Annotated in this window: 15 protein-coding genes; 8 read left to right on the top strand and 7 right to left on the bottom strand. The window is 74.9% G+C overall.

Annotation, left to right across the window (positions count from 1 at the left end; translation table 11 throughout):
• The first annotated feature begins 128 nt into the window (after positions 1-128).
• The 3 genes from WDV06_RS26200 (at position 129) to WDV06_RS26190 (ending at position 3,404) form a co-directional block, all read left to right on the top strand.
• A complete protein-coding gene (locus tag WDV06_RS26200) occupies positions 129-1,448 on the top strand; it encodes a glycosyltransferase family 4 protein (protein WP_395512239.1) in 1,320 nt (439 codons plus the stop codon).
• Positions 1,449-1,566: 118 nt separating this feature from the next.
• Positions 1,567-2,319: a class I SAM-dependent methyltransferase gene (locus WDV06_RS26195; RefSeq protein WP_395512238.1), complete on the top strand. Its 753-nt coding sequence runs from the start codon at positions 1,567-1,569 to the stop codon at positions 2,317-2,319.
• A complete protein-coding gene (locus WDV06_RS26190; RefSeq protein WP_395512237.1) occupies positions 2,316-3,404 on the top strand; it encodes a prenyltransferase/squalene oxidase repeat-containing protein in 1,089 nt (362 codons plus the stop codon). Before WDV06_RS26195 ends, WDV06_RS26190 begins: the two co-directional genes overlap by 4 nt.
• A gap of 55 nt (positions 3,405-3,459) precedes the next feature.
• Here WDV06_RS26190 and WDV06_RS26185 read toward each other — a convergent pair whose 3' ends face one another.
• A complete protein-coding gene (locus tag WDV06_RS26185; RefSeq protein WP_395512236.1) occupies positions 3,460-3,765 on the bottom strand; it encodes a hypothetical protein in 306 nt (101 codons plus the stop codon).
• Between the two features lie 180 nt (positions 3,766-3,945).
• Between WDV06_RS26185 and WDV06_RS26180 the strand changes: the two genes are divergently transcribed.
• Positions 3,946-4,551: a hypothetical protein gene (locus tag WDV06_RS26180; protein ID WP_395512235.1), complete on the top strand. Its 606-nt coding sequence runs from the start codon at positions 3,946-3,948 to the stop codon at positions 4,549-4,551.
• Between the two features lie 58 nt (positions 4,552-4,609).
• Here the strand turns inward: WDV06_RS26180 and WDV06_RS26175 are convergent, their stop codons facing one another.
• The 5 genes from WDV06_RS26175 to WDV06_RS26155 all read right to left on the bottom strand — a co-directional run bounded on the left by WDV06_RS26175 (position 4,610) and on the right by WDV06_RS26155 (position 8,880).
• Positions 4,610-5,620: an LLM class F420-dependent oxidoreductase gene (locus WDV06_RS26175; RefSeq protein ID WP_395512234.1), complete on the bottom strand. Its 1,011-nt coding sequence runs from the start codon at positions 5,618-5,620 to the stop codon at positions 4,610-4,612.
• Positions 5,621-5,762: 142 nt separating this feature from the next.
• Positions 5,763-6,548 carry a hypothetical protein gene (locus tag WDV06_RS26170; protein ID WP_395512233.1) on the bottom strand — a complete coding sequence of 262 codons (786 nt, stop codon included), beginning with the start codon at positions 6,546-6,548 and terminating at the stop codon, positions 5,763-5,765.
• A gap of 106 nt (positions 6,549-6,654) precedes the next feature.
• Positions 6,655-7,617 (bottom strand): N-acetylmuramoyl-L-alanine amidase, encoded by a 963-nt coding sequence (locus tag WDV06_RS26165; RefSeq protein ID WP_395512232.1) that lies wholly within the window; start codon positions 7,615-7,617, stop codon positions 6,655-6,657.
• Positions 7,618-7,719: 102 nt separating this feature from the next.
• Complete coding sequence (locus WDV06_RS26160) at positions 7,720-8,364, bottom strand: class I SAM-dependent methyltransferase (protein ID WP_395512231.1); 645 nt, start codon at positions 8,362-8,364, stop codon at positions 7,720-7,722.
• Positions 8,365-8,469: 105 nt separating this feature from the next.
• Entirely contained in the window at positions 8,470-8,880 is a 411-nt protein-coding gene (locus WDV06_RS26155; protein WP_395512230.1) for a DUF3224 domain-containing protein, read from the bottom strand.
• Positions 8,881-8,977: 97 nt separating this feature from the next.
• Between WDV06_RS26155 and WDV06_RS26150 the strand changes: the two genes are divergently transcribed.
• From WDV06_RS26150 to WDV06_RS26135, 4 genes are all read left to right on the top strand, one after another.
• Positions 8,978-9,958: a helix-turn-helix transcriptional regulator gene (locus tag WDV06_RS26150; protein WP_395512229.1), complete on the top strand. Its 981-nt coding sequence runs from the start codon at positions 8,978-8,980 to the stop codon at positions 9,956-9,958.
• A 112-nt stretch (positions 9,959-10,070) separates the two neighbouring features.
• The gene (locus tag WDV06_RS26145) at positions 10,071-11,957 is read left to right on the top strand and encodes a serine/threonine-protein kinase (RefSeq protein WP_395512228.1); all 1,887 of its coding nucleotides are present in this window, start codon (positions 10,071-10,073) and stop codon (positions 11,955-11,957) included.
• A 294-nt stretch (positions 11,958-12,251) separates the two neighbouring features.
• Positions 12,252-14,411, top strand: coding sequence for an acyl-CoA dehydrogenase (locus WDV06_RS26140; protein ID WP_395512227.1), 2,160 nt, complete (start codon positions 12,252-12,254; stop codon positions 14,409-14,411).
• A 12-nt stretch (positions 14,412-14,423) separates the two neighbouring features.
• Complete coding sequence (locus WDV06_RS26135; RefSeq protein WP_395512226.1) at positions 14,424-15,608, top strand: lipid-transfer protein; 1,185 nt, start codon at positions 14,424-14,426, stop codon at positions 15,606-15,608.
• A 72-nt stretch (positions 15,609-15,680) separates the two neighbouring features.
• Here the strand turns inward: WDV06_RS26135 and WDV06_RS26130 are convergent, their stop codons facing one another.
• Positions 15,681-16,121, bottom strand: a complete 441-nt coding sequence (locus WDV06_RS26130) for an amidohydrolase family protein (RefSeq protein WP_395512225.1) — start codon at positions 16,119-16,121, stop codon at positions 15,681-15,683.
• Positions 16,122-16,263 lie beyond the last annotated feature (142 nt).

The following is a 16,263-nucleotide window of genomic DNA, read 5'->3' as shown; positions in this document are numbered from 1 at the left end:
CTCCGCCTCTTACGGTGGGGTTTCCGGCCGGTAGATTCAATGCTCTTCGACGGATCAAGTCTGAAACTTGTTCTACATTATCCGAGCGGTTACGCTCCGGCGACAATGCAGGGAGAAGGGGGCCGAGGGTGACCGCAGAGGCCATGGTGACGAGCCCTTTCGAGGCTCTCACGGGTTCCGCCACCGACGGTGAACGGCCGTTGCGCATCGCACTGCTCACCTATAAGGGGAACCCGTTCTGCGGCGGCCAGGGCGTCTACGTCCGCCACCTCTCCCGCGAGCTCGCCAAGCTCGGACACTCCGTCGAGGTCATCGGCGCGCAGCCCTACCCGGTGCTCGACACCGGCGCCACCCTCACCGAACTCCCGAGCCTGGACCTCTACCGCAGCCCCGACCCGTTCCGCACCCCCAAGCGCGACGAGTACCGGGACTGGATCGACGCCCTGGAGGTCGCCACGATGTGGACCGGCGGCTTCCCGGAGCCGCTGACCTTCTCCCTCCGCGCGCGCCGCCACCTCCGGGCGCGCGCCGGAGAGTTCGACGTCATCCACGACAACCAGACCCTCGGCTACGGCCTGCTCGGCGACCTCGGCGCCCCACTGGTGACGACCATCCACCACCCCATCACCGTCGACCGCAAGCTCGACCTCGCCGCCGCGAAGGACCGCAAGAAGCGGGCGTCCGTGCGCCGCTGGTACGCGTTCACGCGCATGCAGGGCCGCGTCGCACGCCGCCTGCCCTCCGTCCTCACGGTCTCCGGGTCCTCCCGGCAGGAGATCGCCGAGCACCTCGGCGTCCGCGACGACCGCATCCACGTCGTCCACATCGGAGCCGACACCGACCTCTGGTCGCCCGACCCCTCCGTCGCGGAGGTCCCGGGGCGGATCGTGACCACCTCCAGCGCCGACGTCCCCCTCAAGGGGCTCGTCCACCTCGTCGAGGCCCTCGCCAAACTGCGCACCGAGCAGCCCGACGCGCACCTCGTCGTCGTCGGCAAGCGCGCCGAGAGCGGCCCCGTCGCCCGTGCGATCGAGAAGTACGACCTCCAGGGCTCGGTCCGCTTCGTCAAGGGCATCACCGACGCCGAGCTCGTCGACCTCGTGCGCAGCGCCCAGGTCGCCTGCGTGCCCTCCCTCTACGAGGGCTTCTCGCTCCCGGCGGCCGAGGCCATGGCCACCGGCACCCCGCTCGTCGCCACCACCGGCGGCGCCATCCCCGAGGTGGCCGGCCCGGACGGGGAGACCTGCCTGGCGGTGCCGCCCGGTGACGCGGGGGCGCTGGCCGCGGCCCTGGGCCGGATGCTGGGCGACGCCGGCCTGCGCGCCCGCCTCGGTACGGCCGGGCGGGAGCGGGTGCTGGCCCGGTTCACCTGGGCCAAGGCCGCCGAGGGCACCGCGGCGCACTACAGAGCCGCCATCGCGCGGGCCGCCGCCGCCCGGACCCGGTGACCGGCGCACCACCGAACGGCGAGCACCGCAGGCACACGCCCCCGCACCTCCCCGCACCACGCACCACCCCGCACCACCCGCACCACCTTTCACCCCGTGACCGCGAAGGCAGGACCCCGTGCTGACCGTCGATTTCTCCCGGTTCCCGCTCGCCGCCGGCGACCGTGTGCTCGATCTGGGCTGCGGCGCAGGCCGGCACGCCTTCGAGTGCTACCGGCGCGGCGCCCAGGTCGTCGCCGTCGACCGCAACGGCGAGGAGATCCGCGAGGTCGCCAAGTGGTTCGCCGCCATGAAGGAGGCCGGTGAGGCCCCCGCCGGCGCCACCGCCACCGCCATGGAGGGCGACGCCCTGGCGCTGCCCTTCCCCGACGAGTCCTTCGACGTCGTCATCATCTCCGAGGTGATGGAGCACATCCCGGACGACAAGGGCGTCCTCGCCGAGATGGTGCGCGTGCTCAAGCCCGGCGGCCGCATCGCGGTCACCGTCCCGCGTTACGGTCCGGAGAAGATCTGCTGGGCACTGTCCGACGCCTACCACGAGGTCGAGGGCGGGCACATCCGCATCTACAAGGCGGACGAGCTGCTCGGCAAGATGGAGGCCGCGGGCCTCAAGCCGTACGGCACCCACCACGCGCACGGCCTGCACTCCCCGTACTGGTGGCTCAAGTGCGCCTTCGGCGTCGACAACGACAAGGCGCTGCCGGTCAAGGCGTACCACAAGCTCCTGGTCTGGGACATCATGAAGAAGCCGCTGGCCACCCGCCTCGCCGAGCAGGCCCTCAACCCGCTCATCGGCAAGAGCTTCGTGGCCTACGCGACCAAGCCGCACCTCCCCGTCGAAGCCGCCGGCGCCGCCGGCTCCGCCCAGTGAGCTCGCCGGGGCGCACCGTACCCGAACACCTCGTCCTGGAGGGCGTGCTGACCGCCGAACAGGCGGCCCGCACGGTCGAGGGGATACTCGCCGTGCAGCGGGCGGACGGGGCCATACCGTGGTTCCGGGGCCACCACCTCGATCCGTGGGACCACACCGAGGCCGCGATGGCCCTGGACACGGCCGGCGAGCACGAGGCGGCGGAACGGGCCTACGCCTGGCTGGCCCGCCACCAGAACCCGGACGGCTCCTGGTACGCCGCCTACGCGGACCGGCCCGACGGGGTGGACACCGCCGAACCGCAGGACGCGGGACGGGAGTCCAACTTCGTCGCGTACATCGCCGTCGGCGTCTGGCACCACTACCTCGCCACGGGCGACGACACCTTCCTCGACCGGATGTGGCCGGCGGTCGTGGCGGCCGTCGAGTTCGTCCTCGGCCTCCAGCAGCCCGGCGGCGAGATCGGCTGGAAGCGCGAGGCGGACGGCACGGCCGTCACCGACGCCCTGCTGACCGGCTCCTCCTCCATCCACCAGGCGCTGCGCTGCGCCCTGGCCATCGCCGACCACCGCGGTGACGCCCAGCCGGACTGGGAGCTGGCGGCGGGCGCGCTGGGGCACGCGATACGCCGGCACCCGGAGCGGTTCCTGGACAAGTCCCGCTACTCGATGGACTGGTACTACCCGGTGCTGGGCGGAGCCCTGACGGGTGAGGAGGCCACGGCGCGCGTCGAGGGGCGCTGGGACGAGTTCGTCGTCCCTGACCTGGGGGTGCGGTGCGTGCTGCCGAACCCGTGGGTGACGGGCGGCGAGTCCTGCGAGCTGGCGCTCACGCTGTGGGTGATGGGGGAGTCGGACCGGGCGCTGGAGATCCTGCGCTCGATCGGCCACCTGCGCGCCGACAACGGCATGTACTGGACGGGGTACGTCTTCGAGGACCGGGCGGTGTGGCCCGTGGAGCAGACGACCTGGACGGCGGGCTCGCTGCTGCTGGCGGTGGCCGCGCTGGGCGGCGAGGAGGCCACCACGGCCGTCTTCGGCGGCGAACGGCTCCCGGCGGGGCTGGACCCGGGCTGCTGCGCGTAACCGGCGGCCGGACGGGCGGCGGGGCGACGGACCCGCCGCCGGCCACCCGCCCGGTTCAGACGCGCTGGAGGAGGCGGGCCAGGGCGTGGCCCGCCACCAGGTAGACCACGGCGGCCACGCCGTAACCGACGATCACCTGGGCCCAGTGACGGCTGAGGTGGAAGATGTCGAGCGACCAGCCGGCCAGCCAGGTCGCCGCGTCGTGGAACCACTGGACCACGTCGTTGGAGCGGTTCGCGTCCAGCAGGTCGAGCACGATCCAGACGATGATGATCAGCGCCACGATGTCGGCTGCCAGCGCCACGAACCGGCCGGCCGACCAGCCGGCCCGGTGGCGTCCTGCGATGCGGTCTCCGTACATGCCGGGCGTCTTGCCGCTCCCGCACGGTTGAAACCCGTACGGCTCGACGTCCTGCCCCCGCCGGATCCGAACGGGTGGCCCGACTGGCGGGGCGGCGGCGGCCGGGTGAGGCTGCGGGGGACACCTCAGTCCCCGGAGGCAACCGTGCGCGTACCCCCCACCATCCGATTCCGTCGCGCCGTGACGGCCCTGGTCCTGTCCACCTCGCTGCTGGTCGGCGCCACCGCGTGCGGATCCGGTGGGGACCGGGGCCGGCGCGAGGAGGCCTCGTCGGCCGCGACGGCCGCGGAGCTGGCCGCCCTCGCGGTGGCGGAGCCGGATGCGGCCGAGGCCGACGCGCTGGCCGCTGCGACGCCCGAGCCGAGTACGTCGGCGGAGCGGCAGAAGTTCGCCAAGACGCGTTTCGTCGCCAACGCCGGCCTCGCGGCGGGGGCCACCTACCAGTGGATCATCAAGCCGTACCGGGCGGGCAAGTTCAAGAAGGGCGCGAAGGGCCGTACCTTCGCGCTGATCAAGGCGGGCCTCGCGGGCGCCTTCGCGTACAACCGGCTGAAGGCGGCGGCCGAGAACGCCCAGGGCGACCCGCTGCTGTCGAAGGCCGTGGTCCCGCTGACGGCGGGTATCGACTCCCTCAAGAACCTGGCCACCAAGCTGCGCAAGGGCCAGGCGGGTGACGCCGACATCAGCTCCTTCGAGAACGTGATCAGCGGGGTGAAGGAGGCCGGCAAGAGCGCGGGCGCCCCGGTGACCGACCAGGTGCCGAGCCTCTCCCAGCTCGGAGGCTGACCACCGGACCAGCGGCGGTACGGCACGGCACGACCCGGCACGGCCCCGGCCGTGCCGGCTAGCCGTTCAGGTCCGCCAGGACCCGGAGGGTGCGCGGGTCCGGGGCGGTGACGAGGAGGTCGGTGACGGGGCCGCCGCGCCACAGTTCCAGCCGCTCCGCGATCCGTTCGCGCGGGCCGACCAGGGAGATCTCGTCGGCGAAGGCGTCCGGGACGGCGAGCACCGCCTCCTGCCGGCGCCCGGCCAGGAACAGCTCCTGGATCCGCCGGGCCTCGTCCGCGTACCCCATGCGGGCCATCAGGTCGGCGTGGAAGTTGCGGGCCGCGTGGCCCATGCCGCCGATGTAGAAGCCCAGCATGGCCTTGACCGGCAGCAGCCCCTCGGCGACGTCGTCGCAGACGTGGGCCCGGGCCATCGGCGCGATCATGAACCCCTCGGGGAGGTCGGCGAGGGAGGCCCGGTAGACGTCCGTGCGGGTGGGGGACCAGTACAGGGGCAGCCACCCGTCGGCTATCCGGGTGGTCTGGGCGATGTTCTTCGGCCCCTCCGCGCCCAGCAGCAGCGGGAGGTCCGCGCGCAGCGGGTGGGTGATGGGCTTCAGGGGCTTGCCGAGGCCGGTGCCGTCCGCCCCCCGGTACGGGTGGGAGTGGAAGCGGCCGTCCAGGGCGACGGGGCCCTCGCGGCGCAGCACCTGGCGGACGACGTCGACGTACTCGCGGGTGGCGGTGAGCGGGCTCGCGGGGAAGGGGCGCCCGTACCAGCCCTCCACCACCTGCGGTCCGGACAGGCCCAGCCCCAGCATCATCCGGCCGCCGGAGAGGTGGTCCAGGGTGAGGGCGTGCATGGCGGTGGCGGTGGGGGTGCGGGCCGCCATCTGGGCGATGGCGGTGCCCAGGCGGATGCGGGAGGTGTGCGCGGCGATCCAGGTGAGCGGGGTGAAGGCGTCCGAGCCCCAGGCCTCGGCGGTCCACACCGAGTCGTAGCCCAGCCGTTCGGCCTCGGTGGCGAGGTCGAGGTGGGACGGGCCGGGTCCGCGGCCCCAGTAGCCGAGTGCGAGTCCCAGGCGCATGTGCGGTTCCCTCCGCGGTACCTGATCTGACGAGGCGTCAGACAATCCGTCCGGGCGACTGTAGGGCACGCGGGCCCCGCCGGGAAGTGCGACGGCCCCCCGCCGGTGGGGCGGGGGGCCGTACGGTGGCGCACGCGCGGGGTCAGCCGCGCTGGATGCCCGAGGTGTCGTTCAGGACGCCGCGGCGGCCGTCCTGGGTCTGGGCGATCAGCGTGGACGGGCCGCGCTGGTCGACGGCCAGGTACCAGGTGCCCGGGGCGAGTTCCGCGATCGGGCTGGGCGAGCCGTCCTCGGCGAACAGCGGCCGGGCCACGGGCACCGCGAACCAGAACGGCGTGAACTCCGCGGCCGGGAACCCGGCGCCCGCGGAGTCCTGCGGGGAGCCCCCGTACGGCGGGGCCGGCTGCGGGGTGGCCCCGTAGCCCTGCGGCTGCTGGCCGCCCGGGTAGCCGTAGCCGGTGCCGGGCTGGCCCCCGTACGGCGGGGCGGTGACGGGCTTGGGCTCCGGCAGGAGCGGCCCGGCGAGCGCGGGGATCTTCGGGCCGGCGATGGCCGTCCCGGCCAGGGCGACCACGGCGAGGAAGGCGAGGATGCAGCCGGCGCCGAGGTCGGCCCGGGCGGGAGTGGTGATCAGCGACCACAGGCCGTTCCAGGCGGCGGCCACGGCCAGCGCCGTGCCCCACGCCGTCAGGGTCAGCCCCCCGACCTTGCGGCCCTCGGGCTGGAAGCGTGCCGCGATCAGCAGCCCCGCCGCGATGAAAGCGGTCAGGAAGACGGCCGGGAGGACCAGCCGGTAGGTGTCGGTGTCCCACGCACTCGGGAGGTCGGCGCCGGTCACGGAGTAGAAATCGAGGAACGAGGCGATGAACAGCAGCGCCGCTGCTCCGATCACCACGCCGTCGCCTCGTGTGAGGGAGCGGATGTTCACGTCTGAGGTGTCCTTCTCGGTCTGGCAGGGCGGATCGGGCGCCCCCATGGTACGGAGGTTTCCCTGACCGGGAGGACCGGGGCGGCGGGGGGCCTGCCCGGGAGGACTACCCGCCGAGGAAGCCGGTGATGCCGTCCGCGATGCCCTGGGCCGCCTTCTGCCGCCACTCCGGACTCATCAGCTGCGCCGCGTCCTTGTCGTCACGCATGTTGCCGCATTCGATGAACACCTTGGGCCGGGTCGAGAGATTGAGCCCGCCCAGATCGTCGCGGACGACCAAGCCCGTACCGCTGCCGAGGTAGTTGGCGGGGGAGGAGCCGGTGGCGCGGGCGAAGTTGGAGGCGATGCGCTCGCCCAGGTCGCGGGAGGGGCCGACGATCTTCGCGGTGTCGGCCGCGCCGCCCTTGACCCGGGCGGGGAGGATGACGTGGAAGCCCCGGTTGCCCGCGGAGGCGCCGTCGGCGTGGACGGAGACGACGGCGTCGGCCGCGGCCTGGTTGCCGATCCGGGCCCGCTCGTCGATGCAGGGGCCCCAGGGCCGCTCCCCGTCGTGGGTGAGGACCACCTTGGCGCCCTTGGCCTCCAGCAGGGCGCGCGCCCGGTGGGAGACGTCGAGGGAGAACTCGGCTTCCATGTAACCCGAGTTGGTGGTGGTGCCGGTGGTGTCGCACTCCTTGCGGTTGGTCCCGATGTCCACCTGCTGGTCGATCTCGCGGCCGTGCTTGAAGTTCCCGGTGTTGTGTCCGGGGTCGATGACCACCGTCCGGCCGGCCAGCGGTCCCTTGGCGGGGGCCGCCGCCGGGGAGGCGGGCGGGGCGCTCGGGGCGGCGCTGGCCTTGGCGTCCGCGGCGGCCGCCGGGGACGAGGCGGCGAGCTTCGCCCCCGCCGGCTGCGGGGCGTCGGAGCCCGGGCCGCCGCCCAGCACCTGGGTCAGCACCCAGCCCGCCAGGCAGGCCGGCGCCAGCGCGGCGAGCGCCACCACGAGGGCGGGCCGGCGCGCGAACCAGGGCCGGTCGGGGCTGATGGAGGAGGCGGACTCGGGCGGCGGGGGGCTGTCGTCGTAGCGCACGTCGCGATGCTAGAACGCCCCGCCGGTGCGCGTACGCATCCTGCGCCATCCGAGGGCGTGGTCCGATTGTCGGTCCGGCGGGGCTGCCGTGGGGGGCGGGAGTCAGATCCCCTCGCCGGTGCGGCGCAGGACACGGAGGGAGTCCGTCACCGAGACCTCCTCGAAGGCGCCGGAGGCCAGGGCCCGCAGGTAGATGCGGTACGGCGCCTGGCCGCCGTCGGCCGGGTCGGGGAAGACGTCGTGGATGACCAGGGTGCCGCCGACCGCCAGGTGCGGGGCCCAGCCCTCGTAGTCGTTCGTGGCGTGCTCGTCGGTGTGCCCGCCGTCGATGAACACGAAGCCGAGCTTGCCGCCCCAGGCCGCCGCGACCTGGGGGGAGCGGCCCACGACGGCGATGACGTGCTCCTCCAGGCCGGCCCGGTGGAGGGTGCGGCGGAAGGTGGGGAGGGTGTCCATCAGGCCGACCTCCGGGTCCACCACCGTCGGGTCGTGGTACTCCCAGCCGGGCTGCTGCTCCTCGCTGCCGCGGTGGTGGTCGACGGTGATCGCGGGCACCCCCGCCTCGCGGGCGGCGTCGGCCAGCAGGATCGTGGAGCGGCCGCAGTAGGTGCCGACCTCCAGCAGCGGCAGCCCGAGCGCTGCCGCGGCGGAGGCCGCCTCGTGGAGCGCGAGGCCCTCGCCGACGGGCATGAACCCCTTGGCGGCCTCGAAGGCGGCGAGGGTCTCCGGCTTGGGGGTGGCGGCCATGGCTGGTCCTCCGGCGTGAGCGGTGCGGCGGGGTGCGGCACGGGTGCGCCGCGGGTGTGGCGGCCCATGGTGCCCTACTGCCCGGTAGGGCACCATGGCGGGGTCTCAGTGCAGCTCGTAGGCGAAGGTGTAGGGGACGGACGCCTCGCCCTGCCGGTGGACGAAGCCGCCGCTGCCGCGCAGGCCCGCCAGCGCGCCGCTGCCCGAGCCGGGGACCACCTCGAAGGCGCACCGGGTCGTGCCGTCCTCCTCGAACGTGCCCCGCTCCTCGACCGCGAAGCCGCCCCGGCGGCCGTCGAGGGCGCCGGTGAGCAGTTGCAGGCCGGTGAACGTGCCGGTGGTGGCCGTGAGGTAGGCGATGGCGTACGTGCACACCGTGCCGGCGGCCTCGATGCCGCCGGAGAAGGAGTTCACGACCGAGGCCCGGGCGATCCTGGGCAGGGCGCCGTCCGGGCCCGCGGCGTGCTCCTCCCAACTGGCGTAGGTGAAGTGGCCGGTGACGTGGTGCGCAGGCATGGGTGTCCTTCCGGGGACGGGGCTGCTGCTCGTGCGGTGACCAGCCTCGGCGGGATACCTGACACCTTCTGTCAGGTACGGCGCCGAGAATGGGCGCATGCGCGCCGACCGGCTCCTCTCCCTCCTCCTGCTGCTCCAGAACCGCGGGGGGATGACCGCCCCCGAACTCGCCGCCGAGCTGGAGGTGTCCGTCCGCACGGTGTACCGGGACGTCGAGGCGCTCGGCGCCGCCGGTGTGCCCGTCCGGGCCGACCGGGGGCCCGCGGGCGGCTACCGCCTGGTGGACGGCTACCGCACCCGGCTGACCGGCCTCACCGACGCCGAGGCCGGCTCCCTCTTCCTGGCCGGGGCGCCCGGCCCCGCCCGGGACCTGGGCCTGGGCGCGGTGGTGGCCACCGCCCGGCTGAAACTGGAGGCCGCCCTGCCCGCCGCGCTGGCGGAACGGGCCCGGCTGGTGCAGGACCGCTTCCACCTGGACGCCCCGGCCTGGTTCCGGGACGCCGACCCCGTCCCGCACCTGGCGGCGGTGGCCCGGGCGGTGTGGGAGCAGCGCACGCTGCGGGTGGAGTACCGGCGCTGGTCGGGCGAGCTGCGGGGGCGGGAGCTGCGTCCGCTGGGGATCGTCCTCAAGGGCGGCATCTGGTACCTGGTCGCGGGGGCGGACGGGAGCCCGCGCACCTACCGGGTGTCGCGGCTGCTGGCGGTCGCGGAGACGGGCGGGACCTTCGAGCGGCCCGACGGCTTCGACCTGGCCGCGCACTGGGCGGAGTCCTCCCGCCGTCTGGAGGCGGCCCTGCACCGGGAGACGGCCCGGCTGCGCATCTCGCCGCGCGCCCGCCGGCTGCTGCCCATGCAGTTCGGCGCACCGGGCGTGCGGGCCCTGGAGGGGGCCGGGGAGCCGGACGGAGAGGGCTGGGTGGAGGTGGAACTGGCGGTGGAGTCCCGGGCCGTGGCGGTCGGGGACCTGCTGCGGCTGGGACCGGAGGCGGAGGTGCTCGGGCCGCCGGAGCTGCGGGCGGCGGTGGCGGACGCGGTGGGGGCGCTCGCCGCCCGGTACGCGGAGCCTCCCGCTCGGTGATCCGGCTGCCGCACAAGGCGAGTTGGCCGGTCGTATGATCTTCCCTGCCATGAGCGGCCGGACCGGGCCGGACCAGGCCGGTCGGCGCTCTGGGTGGGAGGGCGGGGCGGGTATGGAGGCCATCGGGTCGTCGGATCCGGAGCGGGTGGGGCCCTACCGGGTGCTCGGCGTACTCGGGCAGGGCGGCATGGGCCGGGTACTGCTGGCCGCGGCGCCCGACGGACGGCTGGTCGCGGTCAAGCAGGTGCACGCCGGGCTGGCCGCCGACCACGACTTCCGCGCCCGCTTCCGGCGCGAGGTCACCGCGTCGCAGAAGGTCTCCGGGGCCTATACGGCGGCCGTGATGGACGCCGACGTGGACGCGCCGACGCCGTGGCTGGCCTCCGTGTTCGTCCCCGGGCCTTCGCTGGGCACGGCGGTCGCGGAGCTGGGCGCGCTGCCGGAGGAGACCGTACGGCGTCTCGCGGCCGGACTGGTGACGGCCCTGACGGAGATCCACCGGGCGGGCCTGATCCACCGCGACCTCAAGCCGGAGAACGTGCTGCTCACCCAGGACGGCGTCCGGGTGATCGACCTGGGCATCGCGCGGGCCGCCGAGAGCGGGATGGACACCCAGCTGACCCGGACCGGCCTGGTGATCGGCTCCCCGGCCTTCATGTCACCGGAGCAGGCCGAGGGCGGGGAACTGACCCCGGCCAGCGACCTGTTCTCGCTGGGCTCGGTGCTGGCCCTGGCGGCCACGGGGAGCAGCCCGTTCGCGGCGGACTCGACCCTCCGGACCCTGTTCAACCTGGTCCACGGCGAACCGGAACTGTCGGCCGTCCCGGCGGGGTTGCGTCCGCTGGTCGCCCGGTGCCTGGCCAAGGTCCCGGCCGCCCGCCCCACTCCGGCGGAGCTGCTGCGGCTCATCGGCCCGGTCCCCCCGGCCGGCCGCCTGCCGTGGCCGCCGGCGGTGCACGACCTGATCGCCGCCCAGGGGGCGGCCATCGACCGCCTGCTGGGCGGCGGAGCCGACGCCGCCCCGGGGCGCCGGCCGACGGCCCGGGCCCCGCAGGCAGGGCCGGAGCGAGCCGCCACGCCGACCGAGCCGGATGCGCGTGCGAGGATTCCGGATCCCCGGCTGGAGGGTCGGCCCCCGCACGGGGCCGCGCCCGGGCCGGCGGCCGCACCGGGACCGTCGGCCGGTCCCCCGCACGGGGCCGCGCCCGGGCCGGCGGCCGAAACGGAGCAGGCGGCAGGGCTCCGACACGAGGCCGGACGCGCGCAAGCGCCCGAGCCGCAGCACCGCCAGGAGCCGCAGCACCGGGCGGAGTCGCAGCACCGGCCCGGACCGGAACGGCGGCCCGAGCCGGAGCGCCGGGTCGGGCCCGGGCGTGGGGCCGGGGTGGCCGGTGGCGTGACCGCGGCGGCGGCCCCCGCCGGACCGGAGGCGGAGCCGGCGCGGTCCTGGGCCCGCCCGCCCCGTGCCGCGCTCCTCGCCGCCGTCGGGGTGCTCGCGGCCGTCGGTCTCGGGGCATGGGGGACCACCTGGGCGCGGTCCGGGCCGGAGGACCCGGGCACGGTCGAGGTGAAGGACAAGTACACGGCCCTGGCGGACTGCCCGACGGCCGCCCCGCTCCTCCCGCTCCTCCAGCGGGCGCGCGATTCCTCCAAGGACGTCCACTCCGAGACCGCCTCGGGCGCGATCACCAGTTGCGGCTGGTCACAGGACAGGGCGGCGTACGCGTCCGTGGACTGGGACCTGGAGCTCAGCGGGCGCGGCCGCAGCGGGACGGAAGAACAGCGGAAGCGCTACGCCGAGGCCATGACCGACGGCGGGGGCGAACCCGGCATCGGTGACGAGGCGTTCTGGAACGGGGCCTGCCAGCTCGTCGTCCGCGACGGGAACGTCATGGTGACGGTATGGCTCAACGGCGGGCAGTCCCCCGACGCCTGCCGGCCGCAGGTGAAGGACACCGCCCGGGCCGCCCTCGCCCTCACCCCGGCGTCGGCCCGCTGAGCGGCGCCCTCGCCCCCCGCCGGGCGGCCTCCGCACGCAGCGCTGGTCGCCCGTTCCGCAGGCCGGGCAGACCATCCGGTGCCGGAGCTCGCCGTCCGCCTGCCGCCAGGGCTCGCTGACGACGTTGCCGCCCTCCTCCGCAGAAGAAGCAGTCGGCCTCCTCACCCTCCGGCCGCCGCAGCGCCGTCAGCGGAGCACCCCGGCTTCCCCCGCCGACGCAACCGGCTCCCACCCGGGGAAGAACACCCGCATCTGACCTTCCGTCAGATTGAAACGTGTTCTAATCTGCCGCGCATGGGCATCGGAATCACGCAGGAGCAGAGGGAGTTGGCCGACGCCGTGCGCGGCTGGGTGGCGCGGGCGGTGCCGCCCGAGGCGGTGCGCAAGCTGCTCGACGCACCGCCCCAGGCCGGGGCGCGGCCCGGCTACTGGGACGCCATGCACGCGCAGGGGCTGGCCACCCCCCATCTGGAGGGCGGGACCCTGCTGGATCTGGCCGTCGTCGTGGAGGAGGCCGCCCGGGCGGCGCTGCCCGGGGCCTTCCTGCCGAGTGCGCTGGCCTCCGTACTCCTGGACCGGGCGGGGGCGCGGCCGCTCGACGGGCGGGTCGGGGCGGTCGCCCTCGGGCCCGGCGGGGTCACCGCCGTCGCCGTCGAGGGCGGCGGGTGGCGGCTGGACGGGGTCGCGCCGCCCGTGCTGGGCGCGGGCGAGGCGGAGCTGGTGCTGCTCGCGGCCGAGGGCGCCGGAGGGACCGAAGCCGCCGAGGGCGCCGGAGGGGTCCGGTGGTTCGCCGTGGACGCCTCCGATCTGGAGGTCCGGCCGCACGAGAGCGCCGACCCGACCCGGCCCACCGCCGAGGTCCGGGCGCGGGACCTGGCCGTCCCGGCCGGGCGGCTCCTGGAACTGGACGAGGCCCTGGTGCGGGACACGGCCTGCGTGCTCTTCGCCGCCGACGCCTGCGGCACCGCCGCCTGGGCGGTCCACACGGCCGCCGAGTACGCGAAGACCCGCGAGCAGTTCGGCCGGCCCATCGGACGGTTCCAGGCCGTCAAGCACCTCTGCGCCGACATGCTGGTCCGCCTCGAACAGGCCCGCGCCCTCGCCTGGGACGCCGCGGGCAGCCTCGACGAGGAGCCCGGCGTGCGCTCGCTGGTCGCCGCCCTCGCCGCCGGTACCGCCCTCGACGCCGCCTGGTCCTGCGCCAAGGACTGCGTCCAGATCCTCGGCGGCATCGGCTTCACCTGGGAGCACGACGCGCACATCCACCTGCGCCGCGCCCTCGTCGCCCGCCAGCTCCTGGGCCCCGGCGACACCCACCGGCTGCGCGCGGTCCGCCTCGCCGCCGACGGAGCCCGGCGCGAGCTGCGTCTGGAACTCCCCGTGGAGGCCGAGGCGCACCGCGCGGAGGCCCGCGCCGCCATCGGGGCCGCGCGCGGCCTCGACCCGGCCGCCGCCCGCCGGGTCCTCGCGCCCACCGGCTACGCGGCCCCCCACCTCCCGCCGCCGTACGGGCGCGGAGCCGGACCCGCCGAGCAGATCGTGATCCAGCAGGAGCTGGAGGAGGCCGGGGTCAGGGTCGCCGATCTGGGGATCGCCACCTGGATCGTGCCCTCGCTGATCGCCTTCGGCAGCGAGGAGCAGCGCGAGGCGTACGTCCTGCCCACCCTGCGCGGGGACACCACCTGGTGCCAGCTCTTCTCCGAGCCGGGCGCCGGCTCCGACCTGGCCTCCCTGCGCACCCGGGCCGAACGGACCGGTGACGGCTCATGGAGGATCAACGGGCAGAAGGTGTGGACGAGTTCCGCGCACACCGCCGACTTCGGGATCCTCCTCGCCCGCACCGATCCGCAGGCGCCCAAGCACCGCGGGCTCGGCTACTTCGTGGTCGACATGAAGAACACCCCGGGGATCGGGATCCGCCCCCTGAAGGAGATCACCGGCGACTCCCTCTTCAACGAGGTCTGGTTCGAGGACGTCCTGCTGCCGCCGGACGCCCTGGTCGGAGCGGCCGACGAAGGCTGGAAGGCCGCCCGCAACACCCTCGGCAACGAACGCGTCCACATGGCCGACCAGATGACCTTCGGTACCGGAGTGGAGGCGCTGATCGCCCGCTCCGCCGGCCTCGACGCCTCCTACGGGGTCCGGATCGGCGCGCTCGCCGCCGAGGCGCACGCCCTCGCCTGCATCGGGCTGCGCACCACGCTCCAGCAGGTGTCCGGGCTGGAGCCGGGCGCGGGCGCCTCCGTACGCAAGCTCGTGCAGACCCCCCACCAGCAGCGGACCGCCGAGCTCGCGCTCGAACTGCTGGGCCCGGCCGGTGCGGTGCGGGAGGGGGCTGGGGAGCGGGCGGTGCACGGGATGCTGATGTCGCGCTGCCTGACCATCGCCGGGGGCACCACGCAGGTCCAGCTCAACGTCGTCGCCGAGCGGATCCTCGGCCTTCCCAGGGACTAGGAGTCAGCGCAGATGAAGTCGTACATCGTGGGCGTCGGCATGACGAGGTTCGAGAAGCCTGAGTCACGGGACTGGCAGTACTGGGACATGGTCAGGGAGGCGGGCGGCGCGGCGCTCGCCGACGCGGGCGTGGACTACGGGCTGGTCGAGCAGGTGCCGGTGGGCTACTGCTTCCAGCCCTCCACGGCCGGCCAGCGGGCGGCGTACGAACTGGGCCTGAGCGGGGTCCCGGTCTACAACGTCAACAACAACTGCGCGACCGGCTCGACGGCCCTGATGATGGCCCGCCAGTTCGTACAGGGCGGGATCAGCGACTGCGTGCTCGCGGTCGGCTTCGAGAAGATGAAGCGCGGCGCGCTGGGGGGCGGGGCGGACGGGGGCGACTTCACGACCTCGCCGGTCGCCCGGCACTACGGGATCATGGCCGCCGCGCACGGCTTCGAGATGTCCCCGCCCACCGCGCAGATCTTCGGCAACGCAGCCCGCGAGCACATGGAGCGGTACGGGACCACCCCCGCGCAGCTCGCCGCGGTCGGCGCCAAGAACCACCGGCACTCCGCGAACAACCCGAACGCGCAGTTCCAGGACGTGTACACGGTGGAGGAGGTCCTCGCCGCCAAGACCATCCACGATCCGCTGACCAGGCTCCAGTGCTCGCCCACCTCCGACGGCGCGGCCGCCGCGCTCGTGGTCTCGGAGCGGTTCGTCGTCGCGCACGGGCTGCACGACAAGGCCGTGGAGATCGTCGCGCAGGCCATGACGACGGACACCGAGGAGAGCTTCGGCGGCTCCTGCATCGACGTGGTCGGCAAGCCGATGACGGCGGCGGCCGCCCGCCGGGTCTACGAGGACTCGGGGCTCGGCATCGAGGACGTCGACGTCGTGGAGCTGCACGACTGCTTCTCGGTGAACGAGCTGCTGACGTACGAGGCCCTCGGCATGTGCGCGGACGGGGCCTCCGGCAAGCTCGTCGAGAGCGGCGCCACCACGTACGGCGGCCGCTGGGTGGTCAACCCCTCGGGCGGTCTGATCTCCAAGGGACACCCGCTGGGGGCGACGGGGCTCGCGCAGGCGGCGGAACTGGTGTGGCAGCTGCGCGGCGAGGCCGGGGCGCGGCAGGTCCCCGCCGCCCGGACGGGCCTGGCCCACAACATCGGGCTGGGCGGGGCGGCGGTGGTGACGCTGCTGCGCCGCTGACGGGCCCTGGCCCGCCCGGGACCGCAGCGGGGCGGCGCGGCCCGCTGCGGCCCGGTGCGGCCGGTCGGGGCGTCAGACGCGGACCAGGCCCGGCATCAGACGCAGCGCGTTCTCCCGGTTGATGCCCCGGCGCTGGCGCACGGTCAGTGCCGGGTCGGCGGCCAGGGCGGGGACGGCCAGGTCCGTGATCACCCCGGCCGGGCAGGCCGGCCAGTCGCTGCCGAACAGGATCCGGTCGGGGTCCACGGTGGCCAGCAGGGTGCCGGCCGGGGACAGCGGGCCGGCGGTGTCGTAGTAGAAGCGGTGCAGGTGGTCCCGTACCGCGGCGGGCTCGACGGGCGGGTCGAAGGCGTACGCGAAGGCCTCCATGCGGGTCGCGATCTGCGGGAGGAAGCCGCCGCCGTGCGGGAGGAGCACCGAGAGGTTCGGGAAGCGGTCGAGGGTCCGGGTGCGGATCATGTTCGCGGCGGCGCGGGTGGTGTCGAGCAGGAAGTCGCAGAGGAAGTTCGGCACCCCGGGCACAGAAGCCGGCCCCCCGGGCCCACCGCCGCGGCCGCCGGGCCCGCCGGGTCCACTGCCCGGGCCCCCGGGTCCACCACCGGGGCCGCCGGGCCCACCGCCGCGGCCACCGGCCACCTGTCGGTGCTGCTCGGCC

It is taken from the genome of Streptomyces racemochromogenes, assembly GCF_044129415.1.
Lineage (GTDB): Bacteria > Actinomycetota > Actinomycetes > Streptomycetales > Streptomycetaceae > Streptomyces > Streptomyces racemochromogenes_A.
This window is presented reverse-complemented; position numbering and strand designations above follow the sequence as displayed.

Bases quoted from the DNA above. Each gene is read 5' to 3' on its own strand.
- WDV06_RS26150 (WP_395512229.1), top strand. From the start codon at position 8,978: ATGCGCGCCGACCGGCTCCTCTCCCTCCTCCTGCTGCTCCAGAACCGC.
- WDV06_RS26185 (WP_395512236.1), bottom strand. From the start codon at position 3,765: ATGTACGGAGACCGCATCGCAGGACGCCACCGGGCCGGCTGGTCGGCC.
- WDV06_RS26135 (WP_395512226.1), top strand. From the start codon at position 14,424: ATGAAGTCGTACATCGTGGGCGTCGGCATGACGAGGTTCGAGAAGCCT.
- WDV06_RS26175 (WP_395512234.1), bottom strand. From the start codon at position 5,620: ATGCGCCTGGGACTCGCACTCGGCTACTGGGGCCGCGGACCCGGCCCG.
- WDV06_RS26155 (WP_395512230.1), bottom strand. From the start codon at position 8,880: ATGCCTGCGCACCACGTCACCGGCCACTTCACCTACGCCAGTTGGGAG.
- WDV06_RS26145 (WP_395512228.1), top strand. From the start codon at position 10,071: ATGGAGGCCATCGGGTCGTCGGATCCGGAGCGGGTGGGGCCCTACCGG.
- WDV06_RS26140 (WP_395512227.1), top strand. From the start codon at position 12,252: ATGGGCATCGGAATCACGCAGGAGCAGAGGGAGTTGGCCGACGCCGTG.
- WDV06_RS26160 (WP_395512231.1), bottom strand. From the start codon at position 8,364: ATGGCCGCCACCCCCAAGCCGGAGACCCTCGCCGCCTTCGAGGCCGCC.